The 20,159-nt window shown below is 64.0% G+C and carries 18 protein-coding genes; 7 read left to right on the plus strand and 11 right to left on the minus strand.

All coding sequences use genetic code 11. The features are described 5' to 3' along the window. Positions 1 to 94: 94 nt before the first annotated feature. Together FJ418_RS31895 and FJ418_RS12460 are read right to left on the minus strand one after the other, a co-directional pair. Complete coding sequence (locus tag FJ418_RS31895; protein WP_181166914.1) at positions 95 to 250, minus strand: hypothetical protein; 156 nt, start codon at positions 248 to 250, stop codon at positions 95 to 97. Positions 251 to 303: 53 nt separating this feature from the next. Beyond that, on the minus strand, positions 304 to 495 hold the full coding sequence (locus tag FJ418_RS12460; RefSeq protein ID WP_140659295.1) for a hypothetical protein: 192 nt from the start codon (positions 493 to 495) through the stop codon (positions 304 to 306). A gap of 52 nt (positions 496 to 547) precedes the next feature. Between FJ418_RS12460 and FJ418_RS12465 the strand changes: the two genes are divergently transcribed. Continuing rightward, the gene (locus FJ418_RS12465) at positions 548 to 1,315 is read left to right on the plus strand and encodes an SDR family oxidoreductase (RefSeq protein ID WP_140865767.1); all 768 of its coding nucleotides are present in this window, start codon (positions 548 to 550) and stop codon (positions 1,313 to 1,315) included. Between the two features lie 223 nt (positions 1,316 to 1,538). On the opposite strand, the gene FJ418_RS12470 is transcribed toward FJ418_RS12465, so the two are convergent. The 6 genes from FJ418_RS12470 to FJ418_RS12505 all read right to left on the minus strand — a co-directional run bounded on the left by FJ418_RS12470 (position 1,539) and on the right by FJ418_RS12505 (position 10,517). Then, entirely contained in the window at positions 1,539 to 2,483 is a 945-nt protein-coding gene (locus tag FJ418_RS12470) for an ABC transporter permease (protein ID WP_140865769.1), read from the minus strand. Then, positions 2,480 to 3,535 carry an ABC transporter permease gene (locus tag FJ418_RS12475; RefSeq protein ID WP_140865771.1) on the minus strand — a complete coding sequence of 352 codons (1,056 nt, stop codon included), beginning with the start codon at positions 3,533 to 3,535 and terminating at the stop codon, positions 2,480 to 2,482. Before FJ418_RS12475 ends, FJ418_RS12470 begins: the two co-directional genes overlap by 4 nt. After that, on the minus strand, positions 3,535 to 5,055 hold the full coding sequence (locus tag FJ418_RS12480) for an ABC transporter ATP-binding protein (protein ID WP_140865773.1): 1,521 nt from the start codon (positions 5,053 to 5,055) through the stop codon (positions 3,535 to 3,537). Before FJ418_RS12480 ends, FJ418_RS12475 begins: the two co-directional genes overlap by 1 nt. A gap of 231 nt (positions 5,056 to 5,286) precedes the next feature. Beyond that, entirely contained in the window at positions 5,287 to 6,312 is a 1,026-nt protein-coding gene (locus FJ418_RS12490) for a BMP family protein (RefSeq protein ID WP_140544243.1), read from the minus strand. 320 nt (positions 6,313 to 6,632) lie between these two features. Then, positions 6,633 to 8,708 carry a 3-hydroxyacyl-CoA dehydrogenase NAD-binding domain-containing protein gene (locus FJ418_RS12500; protein ID WP_140865779.1) on the minus strand — a complete coding sequence of 692 codons (2,076 nt, stop codon included), beginning with the start codon at positions 8,706 to 8,708 and terminating at the stop codon, positions 6,633 to 6,635. Positions 8,709 to 8,804: 96 nt separating this feature from the next. Next, a complete protein-coding gene (locus tag FJ418_RS12505) occupies positions 8,805 to 10,517 on the minus strand; it encodes an MFS transporter (protein WP_140865780.1) in 1,713 nt (570 codons plus the stop codon). A gap of 80 nt (positions 10,518 to 10,597) precedes the next feature. Between FJ418_RS12505 and FJ418_RS12510 the strand changes: the two genes are divergently transcribed. Then, positions 10,598 to 11,209, plus strand: coding sequence for a TetR/AcrR family transcriptional regulator (locus FJ418_RS12510; protein WP_181166915.1), 612 nt, complete (start codon positions 10,598 to 10,600; stop codon positions 11,207 to 11,209). Between the two features lie 16 nt (positions 11,210 to 11,225). Here FJ418_RS12510 and FJ418_RS12515 read toward each other — a convergent pair whose 3' ends face one another. Continuing rightward, entirely contained in the window at positions 11,226 to 11,816 is a 591-nt protein-coding gene (locus tag FJ418_RS12515) for a hypothetical protein (protein WP_140865784.1), read from the minus strand. A 44-nt stretch (positions 11,817 to 11,860) separates the two neighbouring features. After that, positions 11,861 to 12,469, minus strand: a complete 609-nt coding sequence (locus FJ418_RS12520) for a TetR/AcrR family transcriptional regulator (protein WP_140865786.1) — start codon at positions 12,467 to 12,469, stop codon at positions 11,861 to 11,863. A 78-nt stretch (positions 12,470 to 12,547) separates the two neighbouring features. Between FJ418_RS12520 and FJ418_RS12525 the strand changes: the two genes are divergently transcribed. Together FJ418_RS12525 and FJ418_RS12530 are read left to right on the plus strand one after the other, a co-directional pair. After that, positions 12,548 to 13,831 carry an MFS transporter gene (locus FJ418_RS12525; protein WP_140865788.1) on the plus strand — a complete coding sequence of 428 codons (1,284 nt, stop codon included), beginning with the start codon at positions 12,548 to 12,550 and terminating at the stop codon, positions 13,829 to 13,831. Positions 13,832 to 14,130: 299 nt separating this feature from the next. Further along, complete coding sequence (locus FJ418_RS12530; protein ID WP_140647005.1) at positions 14,131 to 15,705, plus strand: alkaline phosphatase; 1,575 nt, start codon at positions 14,131 to 14,133, stop codon at positions 15,703 to 15,705. Positions 15,706 to 15,842: 137 nt separating this feature from the next. Here the strand turns inward: FJ418_RS12530 and FJ418_RS12535 are convergent, their stop codons facing one another. After that, positions 15,843 to 16,130 (minus strand): hypothetical protein, encoded by a 288-nt coding sequence (locus FJ418_RS12535; protein WP_246683024.1) that lies wholly within the window; start codon positions 16,128 to 16,130, stop codon positions 15,843 to 15,845. A gap of 195 nt (positions 16,131 to 16,325) precedes the next feature. Between FJ418_RS12535 and typA the strand changes: the two genes are divergently transcribed. From typA to FJ418_RS12550, 3 genes are all read left to right on the plus strand, one after another. Next, positions 16,326 to 18,155: a translational GTPase TypA gene (typA, locus tag FJ418_RS12540; protein WP_140865790.1), complete on the plus strand. Its 1,830-nt coding sequence runs from the start codon at positions 16,326 to 16,328 to the stop codon at positions 18,153 to 18,155. Between the two features lie 143 nt (positions 18,156 to 18,298). Next, positions 18,299 to 18,976: a hypothetical protein gene (locus tag FJ418_RS12545; RefSeq protein WP_140658953.1), complete on the plus strand. Its 678-nt coding sequence runs from the start codon at positions 18,299 to 18,301 to the stop codon at positions 18,974 to 18,976. After that, a complete protein-coding gene (locus FJ418_RS12550) occupies positions 18,973 to 20,088 on the plus strand; it encodes an XRE family transcriptional regulator (RefSeq protein WP_140658954.1) in 1,116 nt (371 codons plus the stop codon). The genes FJ418_RS12545 and FJ418_RS12550 overlap by 4 nt, the downstream gene beginning before the upstream one ends. Positions 20,089 to 20,159 lie beyond the last annotated feature (71 nt).

A 20,159-nucleotide genomic window follows, 5' to 3' on the forward strand; every position in this document is an offset into this window, starting at 1 on the left:
ACGCAGACGCGCGACGACGCCCTGGCGCCCGGCCAGTTTTCCACTCCGATTATTCGACTCAGATTGTTTGACGGCGGGTCTCGGCCGCCTTGGATCAGGGGATCAGCCCCAGGATCACCGCGCCGGTGAACACGAACGCAAGCGCGAAGACGAGATAGGCGAAGGTGCCGCCATAGGCGGGCCTCCAGCTCTGATCGGCAGTCAGCCTTTGCCCCTTGCGGGCGGCCTGGGCGTTCTGGCTATAGGACATATCGACCTCCGTCACGGCCATTAATCTATAAAGTTAGTAGACTTTGTCGATTGTTATTTTCGGGCGATTCCTGGAATGAATTTTTTTAAAGAGGACGGATCGTGGTTTTTCATACTCGCAGCGCAGGCGATGTAGCCGATATCGGGACATAGGCAATCTGGCCGAACGGGTTGAAAATCGGCCGTTTTCGCGGCGTTCATAGGCGCAATATCCAGTCGCTCGAAGGTCTTGGCCGCCTCGCGCATGACGGATAGCATCGCTTGGGCCGATATGGGCGGCACTGAAGGAGCAATAAGAATGGGTGGAAGGCTGGCGGGCAAGGTCGCTATCATCTCGGGCGGTGCGACGGGCATGGGCGGGGCGGCTTCGGAATTGTTTGCCGCCGAAGGCGCAAAGGTGGCAATCATCGACCGCAACGGCGAGGCGGCCGGCAAGACCGCCGCGGCGATCCGGGCGCGGGGCCATGTCGCGGAGCATTTCGTCGCCGACGTTTCGGACGAAGCACAGGTCGAAGCGGCGGTGAAGGCGGCGACGGCGAAGCTCGGCCCGGTCACGGTGCTGTTCAACCACGCCGGCACCATCGTCATCAAGCCATTCCTGGAAACAAGCCTGCAGGAATGGGACTGGCTGCATGCCGTCAACGTGCGCTCGATGTTCCTGATGACGCGCGCGGTGCTGCCGGGCATGATCGCCGCCGGCGGCGGCTCGATCGTCTGCACATCGTCGATCTCGGCCGTGGCGGCGACGCCGAACGAAGTGCTCTACGACACCACCAAGGGCGCCTGCCACATGTTTGCCCGCGCCATCGCGGTGGAGTTCCGCGACCGCAACATCCGCTGCAACGCCGTCTGTCCCGGCTTCATCCGCACGCCGCATGGCTTGCGCGAGGTGGCTGATCTCGGCAAGCTCGGCGTCGACGTCTCGGACGCGGCGATGGCCGCGCAGCAGGGCCGCATCGGCGAGCCGGAGGAAGTGGCGAAGGCGGCGCTGTTTTTGGCCAGCGACGAATCGAGCTTCGTCAACGGCGCGCATCTGTTCGTGGACAATGGGTTTACGGCGATCTGAGGCCAGCTTGGCGCCTTCCTCTCCCCCGTCGATCGGGGGAGAGGTGTCGAGCGTAGCTCGACGGAGTGGGGGTCGACCCTTGGCGCGGTGCCGAAATACTCTTGCGCCTGGGCCCCATTTCAATATTCGTTGGCGACGGTTGCAAGGTGGTTCCCCCACTCCGTCGCTGCTTCGCAGCGCCACTCTCCCCCCTCCGGAGGGAGAGGAAAGGACGCCTGCTCCTCTACCGCTCCTCCCGTCGAAACGGCTTCAGCAGCGCCGATGGCGCCACAGCGTTGCGCGACATGAAAGCCATGGCGACGATGGTGAAGATGAAAGGCAGCATCAGGAACGCTTCGTAGGGGACGTGGCCGAGGCCGCTCGCTTGCATCCTGAGCTGCAGCGCGTCGACGAATGCGAAGAGCAGCGCGGCGCCCGCCGAGCGCCAGGGATCCCAGCGGCCGAACACCACCAGCGCGATTGCCACCCAGCCACGGCCGGAGACGACGCCGAAGGTGAAGGCGTTGAACTGCGCCATGGTGAGGAAGGCGCCGGCAAGGCCCATCAGCGCGCCGCCGAGGATCACCGCCTGAAAGCGCGTGGCGATCACGCTGACGCCGGCGGAGTCCGCCGCGCGAGGGTTCTCGCCGACCATGCGCACGGAAAGCCCCCATGGCGTGCGGTAGAGCACGAAGGCAGCGAGCGGGACGGCGATGATGGCGAGATAAACGAGCGTGAACTGGTTGAACACGGCCGGGCCTAGAACCGGAATGTCCGAGAGCAGCGGGATAGCCACCGGCTTGAAGCCGGTAATGCTCGGCGGCACCGATTGCTGGCCGAAGATCAGCCGGTAGAGGAAATAGGCAAGGCCGGATGAGAACAATGTCACGCCGATGCCGCAGACATGCTGGCTGAGGCCGAGTGCCACCGTGAACAGCGCATGCAGCGCGCCCATCAGCATGCCGGTCAACACCGCGACAAGCACGCCCAGCCACAGGCTGCCGCTCAGGCTGGCGGCGGTGAAGCCCGCCATCGCCGACAACAGCATGATGCCCTCGATGCCGAGATTGAGCACGCCTGCGCGCTCGGAAAACATTTCGCCCAGCGTGGCGAAGGCGAGCGGCGTGGCGATGCGGATGATGGCGGCAAGGAAGCCGACCTGGAAAATCTGCTCGAACACCGCGCTCATGTTTGCGCTCCCACGCGGCGGATGCGGTAGGCGGTGAAGAGCAGCGCCACCAGCATGGCAAGCAGCGCCGTGCCCTGGATGACGTCGCTGAGGAAGGCCGGCACGCCGGTCGCGCGCGACATCGCCTCGGCGCCGGTCATGACAGCGGCAAGGAAGATCGCCGCCGGCACCACGCCGAGCGGATTGAGCCTGGCGAGCATCGCAACGACGATGCCGGAATAGCCATAGCCCGGCGAGATGTCGCTCATCACCTGGAAGTGCACGCCGCCGACCTCGCCAACGCCGGCGAGTCCCGCCAGCGCGCCCGAGAGCAGAGCTGTCGACAGCAGCACGCGCTGCACGTAGATGCCGGCATAGCGGGCGGCTTCAGGATTCTCGCCGGTGACGCGGATGCGGAAGCCGAGCGTGGTGCGCGCGATCAGGAACCAGCACAGCGGTGCCGCGATCAACGCCACGACGACGCCGAGATGCAGGCGCGTGCCTTCGATCAGCACCGGAAAATTGGCCGCGTCCTCGATCGGCGGCGAGATCGGGTAGCCGCTGAACGTATCTTTCCACGGTCCCTCGATCAGCGCCATCAGCGCGTAATAGATGACCGAGTTGAGCAGCAGCGAGCTCACCACGTCGTCGACCTTGAATTTTACGCGCAAAGTGGCGGGAACCAGCGCAACAAGCGCACCTGCCGCGGCGCCCGCCAGCGCCATCAACAGCATGGCGAGATAGCCCGGCATCGGGATGGCGCCGACGAAGCAGCTTGCCACCGCGCCGGCGAGAAGCTGCCCTTCGGCGCCGATGTTCCAGAATTTGGCGCGGAAGGCGATGGCCACGGCAAGGCCGGTGAAGATCATCGGTGCAGCGCGCACCAGGGTTTCCGTGATGGCGTAGCTGTCGCCGAGCGAGGCGGACAGCATCACGCCATAGGCTTCGACCACGCCGGCGCCGGCGATGGCAATCAGGCCGCTGCACAGGATGAGCGTCGCGGCGATGGCCAAGAGCGGCAGCGCGAGATTGAACCAGGCCGGTGTCGAGGTGCGGGCTTCGAGGCGAAACATCAGGCCGCCTCCTCGGTGTGCCCTGCGCCGGTCATCATCAGGCCGAGCCTTGCGACGGTGGCATGCGCGCTGGGAAGCGTGCCGGCGATGCGGCCCTCATACATCACCGCGATGCGATCCGAGAGCATCAGCAATTCCTCAAGGTCCTCGCCGATGACGATGATGCCGCAGCCCTTGGCGCGCATGGCCAGGAACTTCTCGTGGATGAAGCGGGCGGCGCCGATATCGAGCCCGCGCGTCGGCTGCGAGACGATCAGCACCTTCGGGTCGAAGGCGAGCTCGCGGGCCAGCAGCGCCTTCTGCAGATTACCGCCGGACAGCGCGCCGGCACGCACCATCGGGCCGGGGCAGCGAATATCGTAGGCCTTGATCTGCGCTTCAGCGAAGGCACGGATCGCAGTTGGATTGAGAAGTCCCCGGCGGCTGAAGGCCTCGGTGCCGATACGCGGCAGCACCATGGAGTCGGCCAAAGGCAGATTGGTGACGAGGCCGGTCGTCATCCGGTCTTCCGGTATGCGGCCGAGGCCGAGCGTCTGCAGCTCGCGCGGCAAAAATTGCGCAACCGCTTTGCCGGCTATCGTCATCGCGCCGGCCTTGGGCGCCAGCATGCCGGAAATCACATCGGCGAGCGCCCGCTGGCCGTTGCCGGAGACGCCGGCGATGCCCAGGATCTCGCCCGCGCGGACGAAAAGCGAGACGTCGCGCAGCGGCGTGCCGGCATGGCCGGAGGTGGAAATGCCGTCGAGCGTAAGCGCGGCGGCGCCGGGCGTCGAAGCCTCCTTGACCGGCGGCACGATTTCGTGGCCGCACATCAGCTTCGCCATTTCTGCCGATGTGGTGCTTGCCGGATGGTCGACGCGGCCGGCGACCTTGCCGTGGCGCAGCACCACGCAGCGATGGGTGAGGGCGCGAACTTCATTCAGTTTGTGCGAGATGAAGATGATGCCGAGCCCTTGCGCCGCCATCGAGCGCAGGGCGGCGAACAGGCCGTCGACCTCGCTCGGCGCCAGCACCGCCGTCGGTTCGTCGAGGATCAAAAGCCTGGCGCCGCGAAACAGTGCCTTGATGATCTCCAGCCGCTGCTGCTCGCCGACCGACAGCGCCGAGACCGGCAGGCTTGGGTCGAGGCTCAGCCCGTACTGCCGGCTGATCTCTTTCAGGCGGGCAAGCCCGCGCGCACGGTCGATGCGGCCGGATTTGCCGGGAATGCCGATCAGGAGGTTTTCCAGCACCGTCAGCCGCGGCGCGAGGTGGAAATGCTGGTGCACCATGCCGATGCCGGCGGCGAGCGCATCGGCCGAATTGTGGATGGCGACGGGCCTGCCTTCGACCAGGATATCGCCGGCATCCGGCGCATAGGCGCCGAACAGCACGTTCATCAGCGTCGTCTTGCCGGCGCCGTTCTCGCCAAGCAGGCCGAGGATCTCGCCCGGCGCCACGCTGAGGTCGACGGCCTCGTTCGCCTTGACGGCGCCGAAGCTCTTGGTGATGCCGCGCATTTCGATGAGTGGGGCGGACAAGGGTGCTCCTGGATTTGCGATCCGGCCAACCATGGAGGGCAGCGCTGCACCCCCTCTCTGGCCGGCCGGCAATCTTCCCCTCACGGGGGAGATCAGATGTCACGGCGGCCTTCGCCAACTTTCAATGTTGAAAGATCGAGCGCCGTCGAGGGAACCGCCAATCTCCCCGCTCGAGGGGGAGATGTCCGGCAGGACAGAGAGGGGGGCCTAGCGCCGCCCCTCAACCAGGCATCAATCCGAAACCGGCGTGTTCTCGTCGACGTCGACGCGGAAATTGCCTTCGAGGATCTCGGCCTTCTTCTTCTCGACCAGGTCCTTGACGTCGGCGGGCAGCGTCTTGTCGAACTTGTGGAAGGGCGCCAGATACGAGCCGCCCTTGGCCATGCGCGAGAAATCGCCATAGTCCTGCGCGGTGAAGACGCCGGCCTTGACCAGCTTGATCGCCTGCTCGACCGTCGGGTACATGTCCCAGACCGGGCCGGTGATGACCGTATCGGGCCCGAGGCTCGACTGGTCGGACATGTTGGAGATGGCGAAAATCTTCTTCTCGACCGCCGCCTCGATGACGCCGAAGCGCTCGGCATAGATGACGTCGACGCCGGCATCGATCTGCGCCACGGCCGCTTCCTTGGCCTTGGGCGGATCGAAGAACGAGCCGATGAAAGCGACCTTCTTCTTGACGTTCGGATTGACCTCCTTGGCGCCGGCGAAGAAGGCGTTGACCAGCCGGTTGACTTCCGGAATGCCCATCGCCGCGACCGCGCCGACCGTGCCCGACTTCGACATCTTTCCCGCGATCATGCCGGAGAGATAGGCCGGTTCGTGGATCCAGTTGTCGAAGACGCCGAAATTCGGCTCGGCGGGCCCAGCGCCCGAGCCGAACAGCCACGCCGTCTTCGGGAATTGTTTTGCCGTGCGGCGCGACTCCCGCTCGGCGGCGAAGGCGTCGCCGAGCACCAACTGGTAGCCACCTTGCGCATATTCGCGCATCACGCGGCTGAAGTCGGCGGTCTGCACCTTTTCCGACCATTTGTACTCGATGCCCAGCTCCTTCTCGGCCTTCTGCAGGGCGACATGGATCTGGTTGTCCCACGGCTCCTCGATCGGCGTGGCGAAGATCGCCGCCACCTTCAGCTTCTTGTCCTTGGCGAAGGCCGCGCCGGGCAGCACGGTCGCCGCGAGGCCGAGCGCGCCGAGTTCCAGCACGTTGCGCCGCGACAGGCCGGCGCGTTGCGTTTTGCTACGTTCGTTTTCCATTGAAGTGCCCCTCTGTTCGACAGCCGTGTCGAGCCGGCCGTTCAAAAAAATGTCAGACGAGAGACTATGGAACGGTGGTTGAGATTTGTCCACATGGTCAAATTTGGCATGTCGCCCCCGCGTTCGTCATCCACGGGCGGAGCAAGGAGCGTAGCGACGCAGCGCAGACCCGAGGATCCATGCCGGAACGTTCGAGAGCCGCGACGGTGCAGAACAATCGACGGCTGTGCCACCGCCTGTTCTGGACCGTCGCATTCTTTGTCTGATGGAACGGCATGAATTCCAGGGTCTACGCGTCGCTTCGCCCTGGAATGACGAAGTTATGGGGCGTCGCCCGCACCTTCCCAAGCCCCCGTCTCGGCAAACTTTCTCAGCACCGGCGCCGGCTCGAAGATCGCCCTGCCGGTCCGCCCATGCCAATGCTCCAACCGCTCGACGATCTTCGCCGCCCCTTCGAGCCCTGCCCAGAACATCGGTCCGCCCTTGCCGATCGGGAAGCCGTAGCCGTTGACCCAGACGACATCGATATCGGACGCCCGCGCGGCGATGCCTTCCTCGAGGATCTTCGCGCCTTCGTTGACCAGCGGGTAAAGCGTGCGCTCGATGATCTCGTCGGCGCCGATCTGGCGCCGCGCTATGCTCAGTTCTTCCGCCTTGGCGCGGATCAACGCCTCGACTTCCGGATCGGCAACCGGCTCCCGCGCGCCGCTCTCATAGCGGTACCAGCCACGCCCGGTCTTCTGGCCGAAATGGCCCTGCTCGCACAGCGTATCGGCGATCACCGCCGTCTGGCCGCGCGCCTTGCGGTTGCGCCAGCCGATGTCGAGGCCGGCGAGGTCGCCCATCTGGAACGGCCCCATCGGCCAGCCGAAATCGGTGAATGCCTTGTCGACTTGAGCGGGCGTTGCACCTTCGAGCAACAGCGCTTCGTTCTCCGCGCCGCGCGCGGCCAGCATGCGGTTGCCGACAAAACCATGGCAGACGCCGACGACGACCGCCACCTTGCCGATGCGCCGGGCGAGATCGGTGACCGTCGCCAGCATGTCGGGCGCGGTCTTTTCGGCCCGCACGATCTCCAGGAGCTTCATGACGTTTGCCGGCGAAAAGAAATGCATGCCGAGCATGTCCCCTGGACGCGAGGTCGAGGCGGCGATTTCGTTCACGTCGAGGTAGGAGGTGTTGGTAGCGAGGATCGCGCCGGGCCTGGCGATGGCGTCAAGCTTGCCGAACACCTCCTTCTTCACCGCCATGTCCTCGAACACGGCCTCGATGATCAGATCGCAATCGGCGAGATCGGTATAGTCGGTGCTGCCCTTGAACAGTCCGAGCCGCTTCTGCTTGGCCTCGTCCGTCAACGAGCCGCGGCTGACCGAAACGGCGTAGTTCTTGTCGATCGTCGCCAGCCCGCGCCGCAGCGCTTCCTCGCTGGTCTCGACCAAAGTCACCGGCAGGCCGCCATTGGCGAAAGCCATGGCGATGCCGCCGCCCATCGTGCCGGCGCCGATAATGCCGACGCGTTCGATCCGACGCTTCCGCAGGTTCTTGCCGGGAATCTTGGCCGCCTCGCGCTCGGCGAAGAACAGATGCCGCTGCGCCCGCGACTGGTCGCCGGAAACGAGTTTCAGGAAAAGCTGCCGCTCGGCCGCCAGCGCCTCGTCGAACGGCAAGGTGATCGCGTTGCGCACGGCTTCGGCGCAGGCAAGCGGCGCTTCAAGCCCGCGGGCCTTCCTGGCCAGTTCCGCCCTCTGGGCGTCGAACGCGGCGAGGTCGGTCCCGGCAAGGCGGTCGTTGCGGTCGCGCACCGGCGCGAACGGACCGCCCCGCTCGACCATTTCGTTGGCGAAACGAATTGCTTGAACAATCAGATCGCCATCGAAAGCCGCATCCACCAATCCGGTGGCCTTGGCCTCGTCGGCCGAGACCGGCGTTCCGGAAACGATCATGCCGAGCGCTTTCACAGCACCCACAAGGCGTGGCAGTCGCACGGTGCCGCCGCCGCCCGGCAAAAGGCCGAGCTTCACCTCCGGCAGGCCGAGCTTGGCGCCCTTGTCGGCGACGCGGAAATGACAGCCCAGTGCCAGTTCCAGCCCACCGCCGAGCGCGGTGCCGTGGATCGCGGCGACCGTCGGCTTGGCGATGGTTTCCAGCAAGGCGATGATGGCGCGCAGTTCCGGCTGCTGGACCGGCTTGCCGAATTCGGTGATGTCGGCGCCGGCGACAAAGGTGCGCCCGGCGCAGGCGATGACGATCGCGCTTGCGGCGGGATCGTCGCGCAAAGCGGCGAGCGCCTCGTGGAGCGGCTTGCGGACGTGAAAGCTCAGCGCATTGACCGGCGGGTTGTCGATGGTGACCACCGCCACGCCGTTCTCGTTCGCGACGCTGACAAAACTGGACAAGCGGAACCTCCCGAGGCCGGCTGCAATCGCGCAAGGGTTTACTAGGCAGCGACCCGAATGTGAACCCGATGCAGCGCTGGCCTAACGCTTGACCGTTTAACGTCGACTTGCTGCCTCGGCGGCCAGGTTCTCTGAAAACTCCGCCTCGGCGCCGCGGCCGCCGCGCCAGGAGGCGAAGGCGGCGACCAGATAGAGGATCGCCGAGAAGGTGAAGGCGAAGACCAGCCCGTGCTTGAACGGCCCCGACATCAGCTCGGGGAAGAACTGGTTGCCGGTCAGCGTCGCGGCGTTGGCCGGCGGCAAAGCGTGGAGCACGTCGGCCGGGATCAGTTCGCCCATCGGGTTGTAGCCGAGGAAGGCGGCGAACAGGCTGGCGACCGGCGGCATGTTGGCGACCTGGTGCGCGATCGCCTCCGGCACATGTTGCGCCAGAAGGCCGGCTTCCATCGTCGCCGGCAGGCTGGCGGCGAGGCCGGCCAGCATCAGGCTGAAGAACAGGCCGATCGACAGCACCTGCCCGGCATTGGTGGTGGTGGCGCGCATGCCCGACGCCTGGCCGCGCTCGCGCGCCGGCACGGAATTCATGATCTGCGTCGAGTTCGGCGCCACGAAAAGGCCGGAGCCGAGGCCGTTGAGGAAGAGCAGGCCGGCAAAGGCGGTGTAGGAGAAGTCGGCGGGCAGCAGCATCAGCGCGACGAAGCTGGCCGCGCCCGCGACCATGCCGCCAACGGCGAAAGGCACGCCGCCGATGCGGTCGGAGAAATAGCCCGAGATCGGCCCGGCGATCAGGAAGCCGACGGTAAGCGGCAGCATGAAAATCGCCGACCAAAGCGGGGTCTGCTCGAAGGAATAGCCGTGCAGCGGCAGCCAGATGCCTTGCAGCCAGACGATCAGCATGAATTGCAGGCCGCCGCGCGCGATGCCCGACGCAAGATTGGCGACGTTGCCATAGGCGAAGCCCGGAATACGGAACAGCGACAGGTCGAGCATCGGCTTGGCGACACGGCTCTCGATGACGACGAAAGCGATCAGCGAAGCGATGCCGACGGCAAAGAGCGTCAGCACTTTCGGGCTTGTCCAGGCCATCACCTGGTCGCCATAGGGCTGCAGGCCATAGGTGATGGCGGTGAGGATCATGACCAGGCCGAGGCCGAAGCTGATATTGCCCAGCCAATCGATTGTGTGGCTGGAGCGGTTCGGCGCGTCGTGCAGCTTGAGATAGGCCCAGATGGTGCCGACAAGCCCGAACGGCACGTTGATCCAGAACACCAGCCGCCAGTCGGTGTCGGCGAGCAGTCCGCCGATCAAAAGGCCGATGAACTGGCCGCCGATCGCCGCCACGACATTGATGCCGAGCGCGAAGCCGCGTTCGTTCTCGGGGAAGGCGTCGGTGAGCAGCGCCGTGGAATTGGCCATGATCAGCGCGCCGCCGACGCCCTGGATGATGCGCACGCCGATCAGATACATGGCGGCGAAATCGCCTTGTCCCGGCAGCAGGCTGAGCGCGATGGAGGCGGCGGTGAAGATGGCGAAGCCGAGATTGTACATCTTCGCCCGGCCGAACTGATCGCCCAGCCGGCCGAAGGCGACGACCAGCACGGCGGTGGCGATCATGTAGCCGATGATCGCCCAGAGCAGGTAATTGATGTTGCCGGGGTCGAGCGCCTTGAGGCCGATGCCGCGAAACACCGCCGGCAGGCTTATCAAAAGGATCGAGCCATTGATGGCTGCGGCCAGCATGCCGAGCGTGGTGTTGCTCAGAACCATCCATTTGTGGCTCTGTGGGCGGTCCTGTCTTGCGATGGTCATGGCGTTCAGATCCGGCGCTGCTGGCGCGTCGAGGGCCGGCAGGCTATATATGAGGATAGTCTCAGGTTTGGAATATGAGGATGGCCTCGGAAAAATCAAGCGCAACTGTGCCGCAGCCGCGCGCGCCGCAGCAAAAAAGAGGCCGCGACCGCGTCGCCGCGCTGATGGCGGCGGCCTCGGAGCTGTTCGTCGAGAAGGGTTTCGACGCGACGACCATGACCGAGATCGCCGCCAAGGCGGGCGCCGCCATCGGCACGCTCTATCTGTTCTTCCCGACCAAGCAGGCGGTGGCGCAGGCAATCCTCGCCCAGAACGCGGAGGCGCTTTCGGCCGAGCTCGACGACCTGCGCGACCGGACGCAGGGGATGAGCGCGGCGGTGATCGCCGACCAGCTGTTCGCGCGGCTTGGGACCTTCATGGCCGGGCATCCGGCCTATTCGGCGCTGCTCGACCTGCCGGGCGACGACGGCTGGCGGCGCGCCATGCGAGGGCACCGTCGCAGCCAGATCGCGACGCTGTTCGCCGCGGCCGATCCGCCGCTGCCGGCAGGACAGGCCGAAAGGCTGGCGGTGATCGTGCCGCAGCTGATGCGCATTCCGCTGACGCTGATCGGCGAGAAGCGGCTGCGCGACGGCGTGCTGGAGGACTTGCGGCTGATGCTGAGCCGGCATCTGGAGGCCGGGGAAGGCTGAGGAAGCCCGGTCGCGGTTAGTTGTCCACCCGGCCGAAAGCGGGCACGTCGCCGATCACTTCGCGCTTGTCCTTGCCGCAGGCGAAGGTCTTCGCCTTTTCGTCGGCAAGCTTGCGCGCCTGGTCGTTGGCCTGCGGGTTGCCGGTGGCTAGAACCAGGCCGACGGTGCAGCCCTGATGTTCTTCCGGTTGCGCCACCTTGGCGACGACCAGCACGTCGGTCGATTTCTTGTCGTCCTGCGGGTCGCTGATCGAGCGGCGGTGGATGGCGGCGATGGGAATGGCGACATCGCCATTGGTTTCGATGCGCCACTCGACCTTCGGGCCCGAGCCGTTGAAGGCGGTGAAGCTCTCCCAGACCGCGGTCATGTCGTCGGATGGAAAGCCGTAATAGAGAGACTCTCGCGCGTCGTCGTAGCCGATCAGCACCGGGTAGCCGCGATAGCCCGAGCAGACGAGGCTCGCCCAGTCGCCGTCGCCTTCCGCGGCCTGGGCATAGGTCACGCAGTCCTTCTTCCAGTCGAGATCGGTGTAGGCGCTGGAGATTTCGCCGGCCTGGGTCGTTTGGCAGAAACCGGCGAGGGCAAGCGGGATCAGAAGAGCACGCATGGCTGACAACTCCGTTCGAGTTGCCGAAAGCGTAGCTTCAATTGCTATTTCTTCAAGCTGGCTTCGATCAGGAGGTCGGCGTTGCGGGCGACGGCGGCCGCCGGTCCGCCCAGGCCAAACAGCTGGCCGCTGATATAGGCGCCCTCGATGAGGAGCAGCAGACCGTCACCCAGCGTATCGGAATCGGCGGCGCCCATCGCGGCGGCCATGGCACGCAGGCGCCGGCGCAGCTCCACTTTGTTGTTCTCGCTCACCACCCGCGCGGGATGCCCGCGCTCGGGATATTCGACCGCCGCGTTGGTCATGCCGCAGCCGCGATAATCCGGCTTTTGGGTGCGTTTGCCGACGCGGGTCAGGAAAGCGATGATCTGGGCGCGCGGATCGCCCGGATGCGCGTCGACCGCTTCGTCGAAGCGTTCCCAGAATTCGAGGTCGTATTTGCGCAGATAGGAGGCGGCAAGCTCGTCCTTGGACGGAAAGGTGCGGTAAAGGCTCGGCTTGGTGACGCCGGCACGCCTGACGATCTCGTCGACGCCGATCGCCCTTATGCCCTCGCGGTAAAAGAGGTCGCGCGCCACGTCCAGGATCTTATCCGCCGCCCTGGGAGCGGGGGCATCGCTCAACGACGCTTCAATTTTATTGTCCGATGGCATGCAAACAACTCGCTTGACAATGTTACTGACCGGTACGTATTTATGGCTTCATCCCATTGCAACGTACCGGTCAGTAACATGATAGCCCAGTCCCGTCCGTTTGGCCAGCGCTACGCATTCGTCGTTGTTGCCGTCATTTTCCTGTGCCTGCTGATCGCGGCGGGGCTCCGTTCGGCGCCCTCGGTGATGATGGTGCCGCTGGAGGAAAGCTTCGGCTGGCATCGCGACGTAACGTCCTGGGCCGCCAGCGTCGGCATCCTGCTCTACGGCCTGACCGGTCCGTTCGCCGCCGCGCTGATGGAACGTATTGGGCTGCGCCGCACGCTGCTAGGCGCGCTGCTGGTGATGTCGGGATCGACCGCGCTCAGCCTGTTGATGACTGAGCCATGGCATCTTTTCATCACCTGGGGCGTGTTTTCCGGCATCGGTTCGGGCGCGGTGGCGAGCGTGCTGGGCGCCACCATCATCAACCGCTGGTTCAAGACCAATCGCGGCCTGATGATGGGGCTGATGTCGGCCTCCAGCGCCACCGGCATGCTGGTCTTCCTGCCGCTCATCGCCTCGCTGGCGCAGAGCGGCGGCTGGAAGCCGGTGGCGATTGCCGTGGCGCTGGCCACCGCCGCGCTGATACCCTTCGTCTTGCTGCTGGTGCCGGAGCGCCCCGCTTCGATCGGCCAGGTTCGTTACGGCGCCGATGCCGACGACGTGCCGCCAGTGTCGCCTGCATCGCAGGGCAATTTTCTGGCCCATACGCTGAACACGCTGCGGCGGGCTGCCGGCACGCGGGTGTTCTGGTACCTGTTCGCCACCTTCTTCGTCTGCGGCTTCACCACCAATGGACTCGTCGGCACGCATCTCATCGCCTTCTGCGGCGATATGGGCATCGGCGAGGTGCAGGCGGCCGGGCTGCTGTCGATGATGGGCATTTTCGATCTGATCGGCACCACGCTGTCTGGCTGGCTCACCGACCGTTTCGATCCGCGCAAGCTGCTCGGCGTCTATTACGCGGTGCGCGGTCTGTCACTGATCTACCTGCCCTATTCCGGCTTCTCGGCGACCAGCCTGGTCATCTTCGCCGTGCTTTACGGGCTCGACTGGATCGCCACCGTGCCGCCGACGCTGAGGCTTGCCAACGAGGCGTTCGGCGATCGCAGCGGACCGATCGTGTTCGGCTGGATCGTCGCTGGCCACCAGGTGGGCGCCGCGGCCGCCGCCGCCTTCGGCGGCACGATGCGCGAGCTGCAGGGCAATTACGAGCTGGCCTTCCTGATTGCCGGCATGACCGGCATTGCGGCGGCTTGTATTTCGCTCTTGATCAACACGAGCAGGCCGGCCTTCGGGCCGGAGCCGCAGATGGTCTAAGCTGCCAATCTCCCCCCTTGTTGTGGGGGAGATGCCCGGCAGGGCAGAGGGGGCGCTGTCCCGCCGAGCTATCCAGTTGAAATCAAGTCCAATTAGGCCGTTGGGTATAGGCTCAGCGAGTAAACGCTGAGAAGTTGGCGATCCTTCGCGCCCCCCTCTGGCCTGCCGGCCATCTCCCCCACGAGGGGGGAGATCAGCAGTTCTGTTCACTGTTATCAAAACTTCATGGTTCCGATATGCGCCTGAAACATTGAAGCGAGAGCTTGGCGGTCCCGCTCAATGCCATCCCGGAGACAGCCATGAACAAGCTTTCGTTGACCCGCCGCGCTTTCGTCACCTCGGCCAGCGCCTTCGGCCTTGTCGGCGCCTCCGGACTTGCGCTGCCTTATTATTCCCGCGCCAGCCAGCGCCCGGCCTTCACGCATGGCGTCCAGTCCGGTGACGTCGACGCCACCTCCGGCATGGTGTGGACCCGCACCGACCGTCCGGCGCGTGTCATGTATGAGGTGTCGACGACCGAAAGCTTCGCCAATGCGACGCGGCTCGCGCCGCTCGACACCTCGCCGGCCAGCGACTACACGGTGAAGCGGCTGCTCACCGACCTCGCCTCGGACCAGGATATCTTCTACCGCATGGTGGCGGCCGACCTCTCCGATATCAACGCCGTCTCCGAGCCGATCGTCGGCCGCTTCCGCACCGCGCCGTCTTCGAAGCGCGATGTGCGCTTCGCCTGGTCGGGCGACACGGCCGGCCAGGGCTGGGGCATCGACGAGACCGGCATGAAGACCTATTCGACCATCGCCAAGCACACGCCGGACTTCTTCCTGCATTCCGGCGACACGATCTATGCCGACGGCGCCTTGAAGGACGAGGTCGACCTGCCCGGCGGCGGCAAGTGGAAGAACGTCGTCATGCTCGACGGCAAGCGCAAGGTCGCCGAGACGCTGGACGAGTACCGCGACCAGTGGAAATACAACATGATGGACAAGCATGTGCTTGGCCTGTCGGCCATCTGTCCGACCTTCTACCAGTGGGACGACCACGAGGTGCTCAACAACTGGTCGGATTCGAAGGACCTGACCGCCGACGACCGTTACAAGGAAAAGTCGATCCATGTGCTGGCGGCCCGGGCGGCGCGTGCCTTCCATGAGATGACGACCATCCGCTACGAGCCGTCGGAGCCAGGCCGCGTCTACCGCAAGATCTCGCATGGGCCGCTGCTCGACGTGTTCTTCCTCGACATGCGCTCCTATCGCGGCCCGAACGGCCCCGACATGGAAGAAACGCTGACGCCGAAGTCGCGCATGATCGGCGAGGAGCAGTCCAAGTGGCTGAAGCGCGAGCTGGCCAATTCCAGGGCGACCTGGAAGGTCATCGCCGCCGACATGCCGCTCAGCCTCGTCGTCTGGGACGACGCGGCGAAGAAGGTCGGTTTCGAAGCCGTCAGCAATAACGACAATGGCGCGCCGAAGGGCCGCGAGCTCGAATTCGCCGACGTGCTGCGCTTCATCAAGAATGCCGGCATCACCAACACGGTGTGGCTGACCGCCGACGTGCATTACACCGCGGCGCATTACTACAACCCCGACAAGGCGCAGTTCCAGGATTTCAATCCGTTCTGGGAATTCGTCTCCGGCCCGATCCATGCCGGCACCTTCGGCCCCAACGACCTCGACATGACCTTCGGGCCGGAGCTGAAATTCATCAAGGCGCCGACCGCCGAACAGGGCCAGAACCTGCCGCCGTCGGCCGGGCTGCAGTTCTTCGGCCTGGTCGATATTTCGGGCGCGACCGAACAGCTCACCGTGCGGCTGATGGATCGCGACGACAACGAGCTTTACAAGGTGACGCTCGATCCGGTGCGGTCGGCTTAGGCTGCGTTGATATTCAGGTGATGCCGGCCTGACCTGAATCTCAACACACCCTAGGCGAGCAGCAGCGTCAAAGATCCTGCCGTGGCCTCAAAGCGCTGCGGCGGTCCAGAACCAATTCCAAAATGCAATGAAGAGCGTCAGTCGGGATAGCAAGCCCGCGGAACGTTCGGCCAGACCGCGGTGTCGCAGTTGGCATCCTTCTGGCGCTGCTTGAAGGCGGCGCTGACCGGGCCGGTGACGATCGGGTCGACGCCATCGGGGGCGTCGGCGAACATCTGCTGTACTGTCCTGGCGTCGGGCGGTGCGATCGGGTCGGCTTCCCGCAGCACGGCCGCCGACTGCGCGGCGCCTGCCGCTACAAGCACGCCAAGCGCGGCCCACACAAAAACCGGACGCAATCTGGGCATATGATCGGTCATGAACATCGAACTGTCCGGCCCCTCAAAGGTTCCGCCTTGGTTAACAGAATCATTTCACACCAAGACGTTTAAGAATCAGTGACCATCTATTTGGGGTCGTGCCTCCCCTTTCGCAATTGCGAAAAACCTTGTATGAGCCGCGCAACCGAAAAAGGCGGCGCTTTTGGGCCTGCTGCCTGCAACGTTCCCGAGACCAGAAAAATGAACCTCCGCAATATCGCGATCATCGCGCACGTCGACCATGGCAAGACCACGCTGGTCGACCAGCTTCTGAAACAGTCCGGCGCCTTCCGCGACAACCAGCGCGTCGCCGAGCGCGCCATGGATTCCAACGACCTCGAAAAGGAACGCGGCATCACCATCCTGGCCAAGGCGACCTCGGTCGACTGGCACGGCACCCGCATCAACATCGTCGACACGCCCGGACACGCCGATTTCGGCGGCGAGGTCGAGCGCATCCTGTCGATGGTGGATTCGGCAATCGTGCTCGTCGACGCCGCCGAAGGCCCGATGCCGCAGACCAAGTTCGTGGTCGGCAAGGCGCTCAAGGTCGGCCTGCGACCGATCGTCGTCATCAACAAGATCGACCGTCCGGACGCCCGCCACATCGAAGTGGTCAACGAGGTGTTCGACCTGTTCGCGGCGCTCGACGCCACCGACGAGCAGCTCGATTTCCCAATCCTCTATGGTTCTGGCCGTGACGGCTGGGTTTCGGAAAATCCCGAGGGCCCGAAGGACCAGGGTCTCGCCCCGCTGTTCGACCTGGTCGTCAAGCATGTGCCGGCACCGACCGTTCATCCCGGCCCGTTCCGCATGATCGGGACCATCCTCGAAGCCAACCCGTTCCTCGGCCGCATCATCACCGGCCGCATCGAGTCCGGCACGCTGAAGGCCAACCAGGCGGTCAAGGTGCTGCATCACGACGGCACGCAGATCGAAGCCGGCCGCGTCTCCAAGATACTCGCCTTCCGCGGTCTCGAGCGCCAGCCGATCGACGAAGCCCATGCGGGCGACATCGTGGCCATCGCCGGCCTGTCGAAGGGCACCGTCGCCGACACTTTCTGCGACCCGGCGGTGAGCGAGCCGCTGCATGCGCAGCCGATCGACCCGCCGACCGTCACGATGTCCTTCCTCGTCAATGACTCGCCGCTTGCCGGCACCGAGGGCGACAAGGTGACCAGCCGCGTCATCCGCGACCGCCTGCTGCGCGAGGCCGAGGGCAATGTCGCGCTCAAGATCGAGGAATCGGCGGAGAAGGACTCCTTCTTCGTCTCCGGCCGCGGCGAATTGCAGCTCGCTGTGCTGATCGAGACGATGCGCCGCGAAAGTTTCGAGCTTGCCGTGTCGCGTCCGCGCGTCGTCATGCAGAAGGGCGACGACGGCCAGCTGCTGGAGCCGGTCGAGGAAGTCGTCATCGACGTCGACGAGGAGCATGCCGGCGTCGTCGTGCAGAAGATGTCGGAACGCAAGGCCGAGATGGTCGAGCTTCGTCCGTCCGGCGGCAACCGCCAGCGCCTTGTCTTCCACGCACCGACGCGCGGCCTGATCGGCTATCAGTCCGAATTGTTGACCGACACGCGCGGCACCGCTGTGATGAACCGCCTGTTCTTCGCCTATGAGCCTTACAAGGGCGAGCTGCCCGGCCGCACCAACGGCGTGCTGATCTCCAACGAGCAGGGCGAATCGGTCGCCTACGCGATGTGGAACCTCGAAGACCGCGGCCCGATGATCATCGATCCGGGTGTCAAGGTCTATCAGGGCATGATCATCGGCGTCCATTCGCGCGACAACGACCTCGAAGTGAACGTGCTCAAGGGCAAGAAGCTCACCAACATCCGCGCCGCCGGCAAGGACGAGGCGGTGAAGCTGACCCCGCCGATCCGCATGACGCTGGAGCGGGCGCTGGCCTGGATCCAGGACGACGAGCTGGTCGAAGTGACGCCGAAGACCATTCGGCTGCGCAAGCTCTATCTCGATCCTAACGAGCGCAAGCGTTTCGAAAAGGCCGCCAAGGTGATGGGCGCGGCGTAAGCTTTCCACGGAAGCCAAAAAGGGGGAGCGGGTGCTCCCTCTTTTTGAAGGCTGCCGAAAGTCGGGAAAAACAAATAGTCTGCTAGACGCAGGACGGTAATTTTGGTAAGAGGGTATGCACCAGTCAGAACAGGACTTTTGCCATGCCCGACTACGTAGAAGCGCTTGATACTGCATTCCCCGAGCATACCTACGGCGACACAATTCGTGCATTGCGCGAGGGGGTTGCGCTCGGCGATGACGCCGTCAAAAGTCTTCCCTTCCTCGATACTCCTGTAGGGAAAGATTTCCGAGGCCTGATGCGCCGCGCGGGTGTGATGTTTCGTATCCACCAACTCTGTGAAGCCGGCGACCTTCCATTTGTCGCTGAGTTTACTCCCATGCCCATTGGTAGCTGGCACTGGCTGGAAATCCGCAGCGGCCAGTGTCGCGGTTTTTTGGTGAGAACCCCGGAAAAAGAAGCGTTTCCTGAGGACACGCCAAATCAGCAGGACAAGCGCCACTCAAACCAGATCGACATGTTCGACGACCCGAAGGTGGTCCATCTGCCTACGGCGAAGTTCTACACCGCGTGGCTTTGTTACGGGGCCACCAAGAATGGTGCGTTGAGCCATGCACTTTGGGGCCTACCGAGTGGGCAAGAAAGCGAAACCTGGCTAGCTCGAAAAGACGCGCTGAACGCCACGCGCACGGCGATTGTTAGACCTGAGGAGTCGAAAAGACCCAAAGTCAATCCGCGTGATGCAATGAAATTCCGGGAGGAAGTTCAGGAAGCACTTGAGCAGCAAAAAGACGATATCGAATCCGGCAAAGAGAAATGATCGGCGAGCAGCATAAGGTGATCCCGGAACGCATCCGGGAGGCGCGCGAATCGGCCGGGCTAACCGACGAACAATTCGCTGATGCGATTGGTGTCTCGCGCGGCGCTGTTGGACACTATGAAACCGGCTTGAGCACGCCAAGGGGCGAAGTGTTTGCCCGGATAATCGAGGTGACGGGACAGCCGCCCTCTTTTTTCACGACACCGAGAAACAGATCTGTATCGCGCTTCCGCATGCCTAACTGGCGCAGCTTGAAAAGGATGCAGCGGCCAGAGCGACTGCGTGTTGCCCGCCGACTCGAATGGGCCTTCGACATTACGTCCTATCTTGAGCGGTTCATCGAATTGCCACCCGTCCGTTTGCCCGAAATCGACTTCGATTATGAGGTGGACGATGATGACAAAATTGAAACTGTCGCAGAGGCGGTCCGCAAGCTTTGGGGGCTCGCTCAAGAGCCTGTAACCGATCTCACCGCCGTGCTGGAGTTCAATGGCTGCATCTTGATCGAGGAAGAAGTAAAGTGCGAGGACATGGATGCGGTTTCGCGCTGGCAGGGAGGGCGACCATATATCCTCTACTCTAGGGAAGTGCAGAGCACGTCGCGCACGCTTTTCAATCTTGCGCATGAACTTGGCCATATTGTGCTGCATGCGTCGGTCGAGGTGACAAGCAAGAACCTCGACCGGATCGAACGGCAAGCAAACCGCTTCGCTGGTGCGTTTTTGCTGCCAAGGTCCCAGTTCGCATCCGAGGTGGCCAGCACGTCCATCGATTATTTCTTAGCGATGAAACAACGCTGGCGGGTTGCCGTTGCCGCTATGGTCTACCGCTGCAAGGACCTCGAAATTCTAAACCCTGTTCAGGTCCAATATATCTGGAAACAGATGAACATACGGCGCATCCGCAAAAAGGAACCGCTGGACAACGCCTTCCATTTGCCGCCGCCGACCGTATTGGCGACAGGCATGCGAATGCTGATGGACCACGGCGTCCAGTCCAAGGCACAAGTTGTCGGCGCGCTATCACTCAACACCTTCGATATTGAGAGCCTGTCCGGCCTGCAGAGGGAAGAACTTCAGACAAAGGTCGTTCAATTGCGACTTTTAAAGTGAACCTTAACGCTTAGCATTAAGCATAAAGTTTCACATATTGGGAACGTGTACAATCTGGCACGCGCGGCCTA

The organism is Mesorhizobium sp. B2-8-3 (genome assembly GCF_006440815.1).
In the GTDB taxonomy this organism is placed as follows: domain Bacteria; phylum Pseudomonadota; class Alphaproteobacteria; order Rhizobiales; family Rhizobiaceae; genus Mesorhizobium.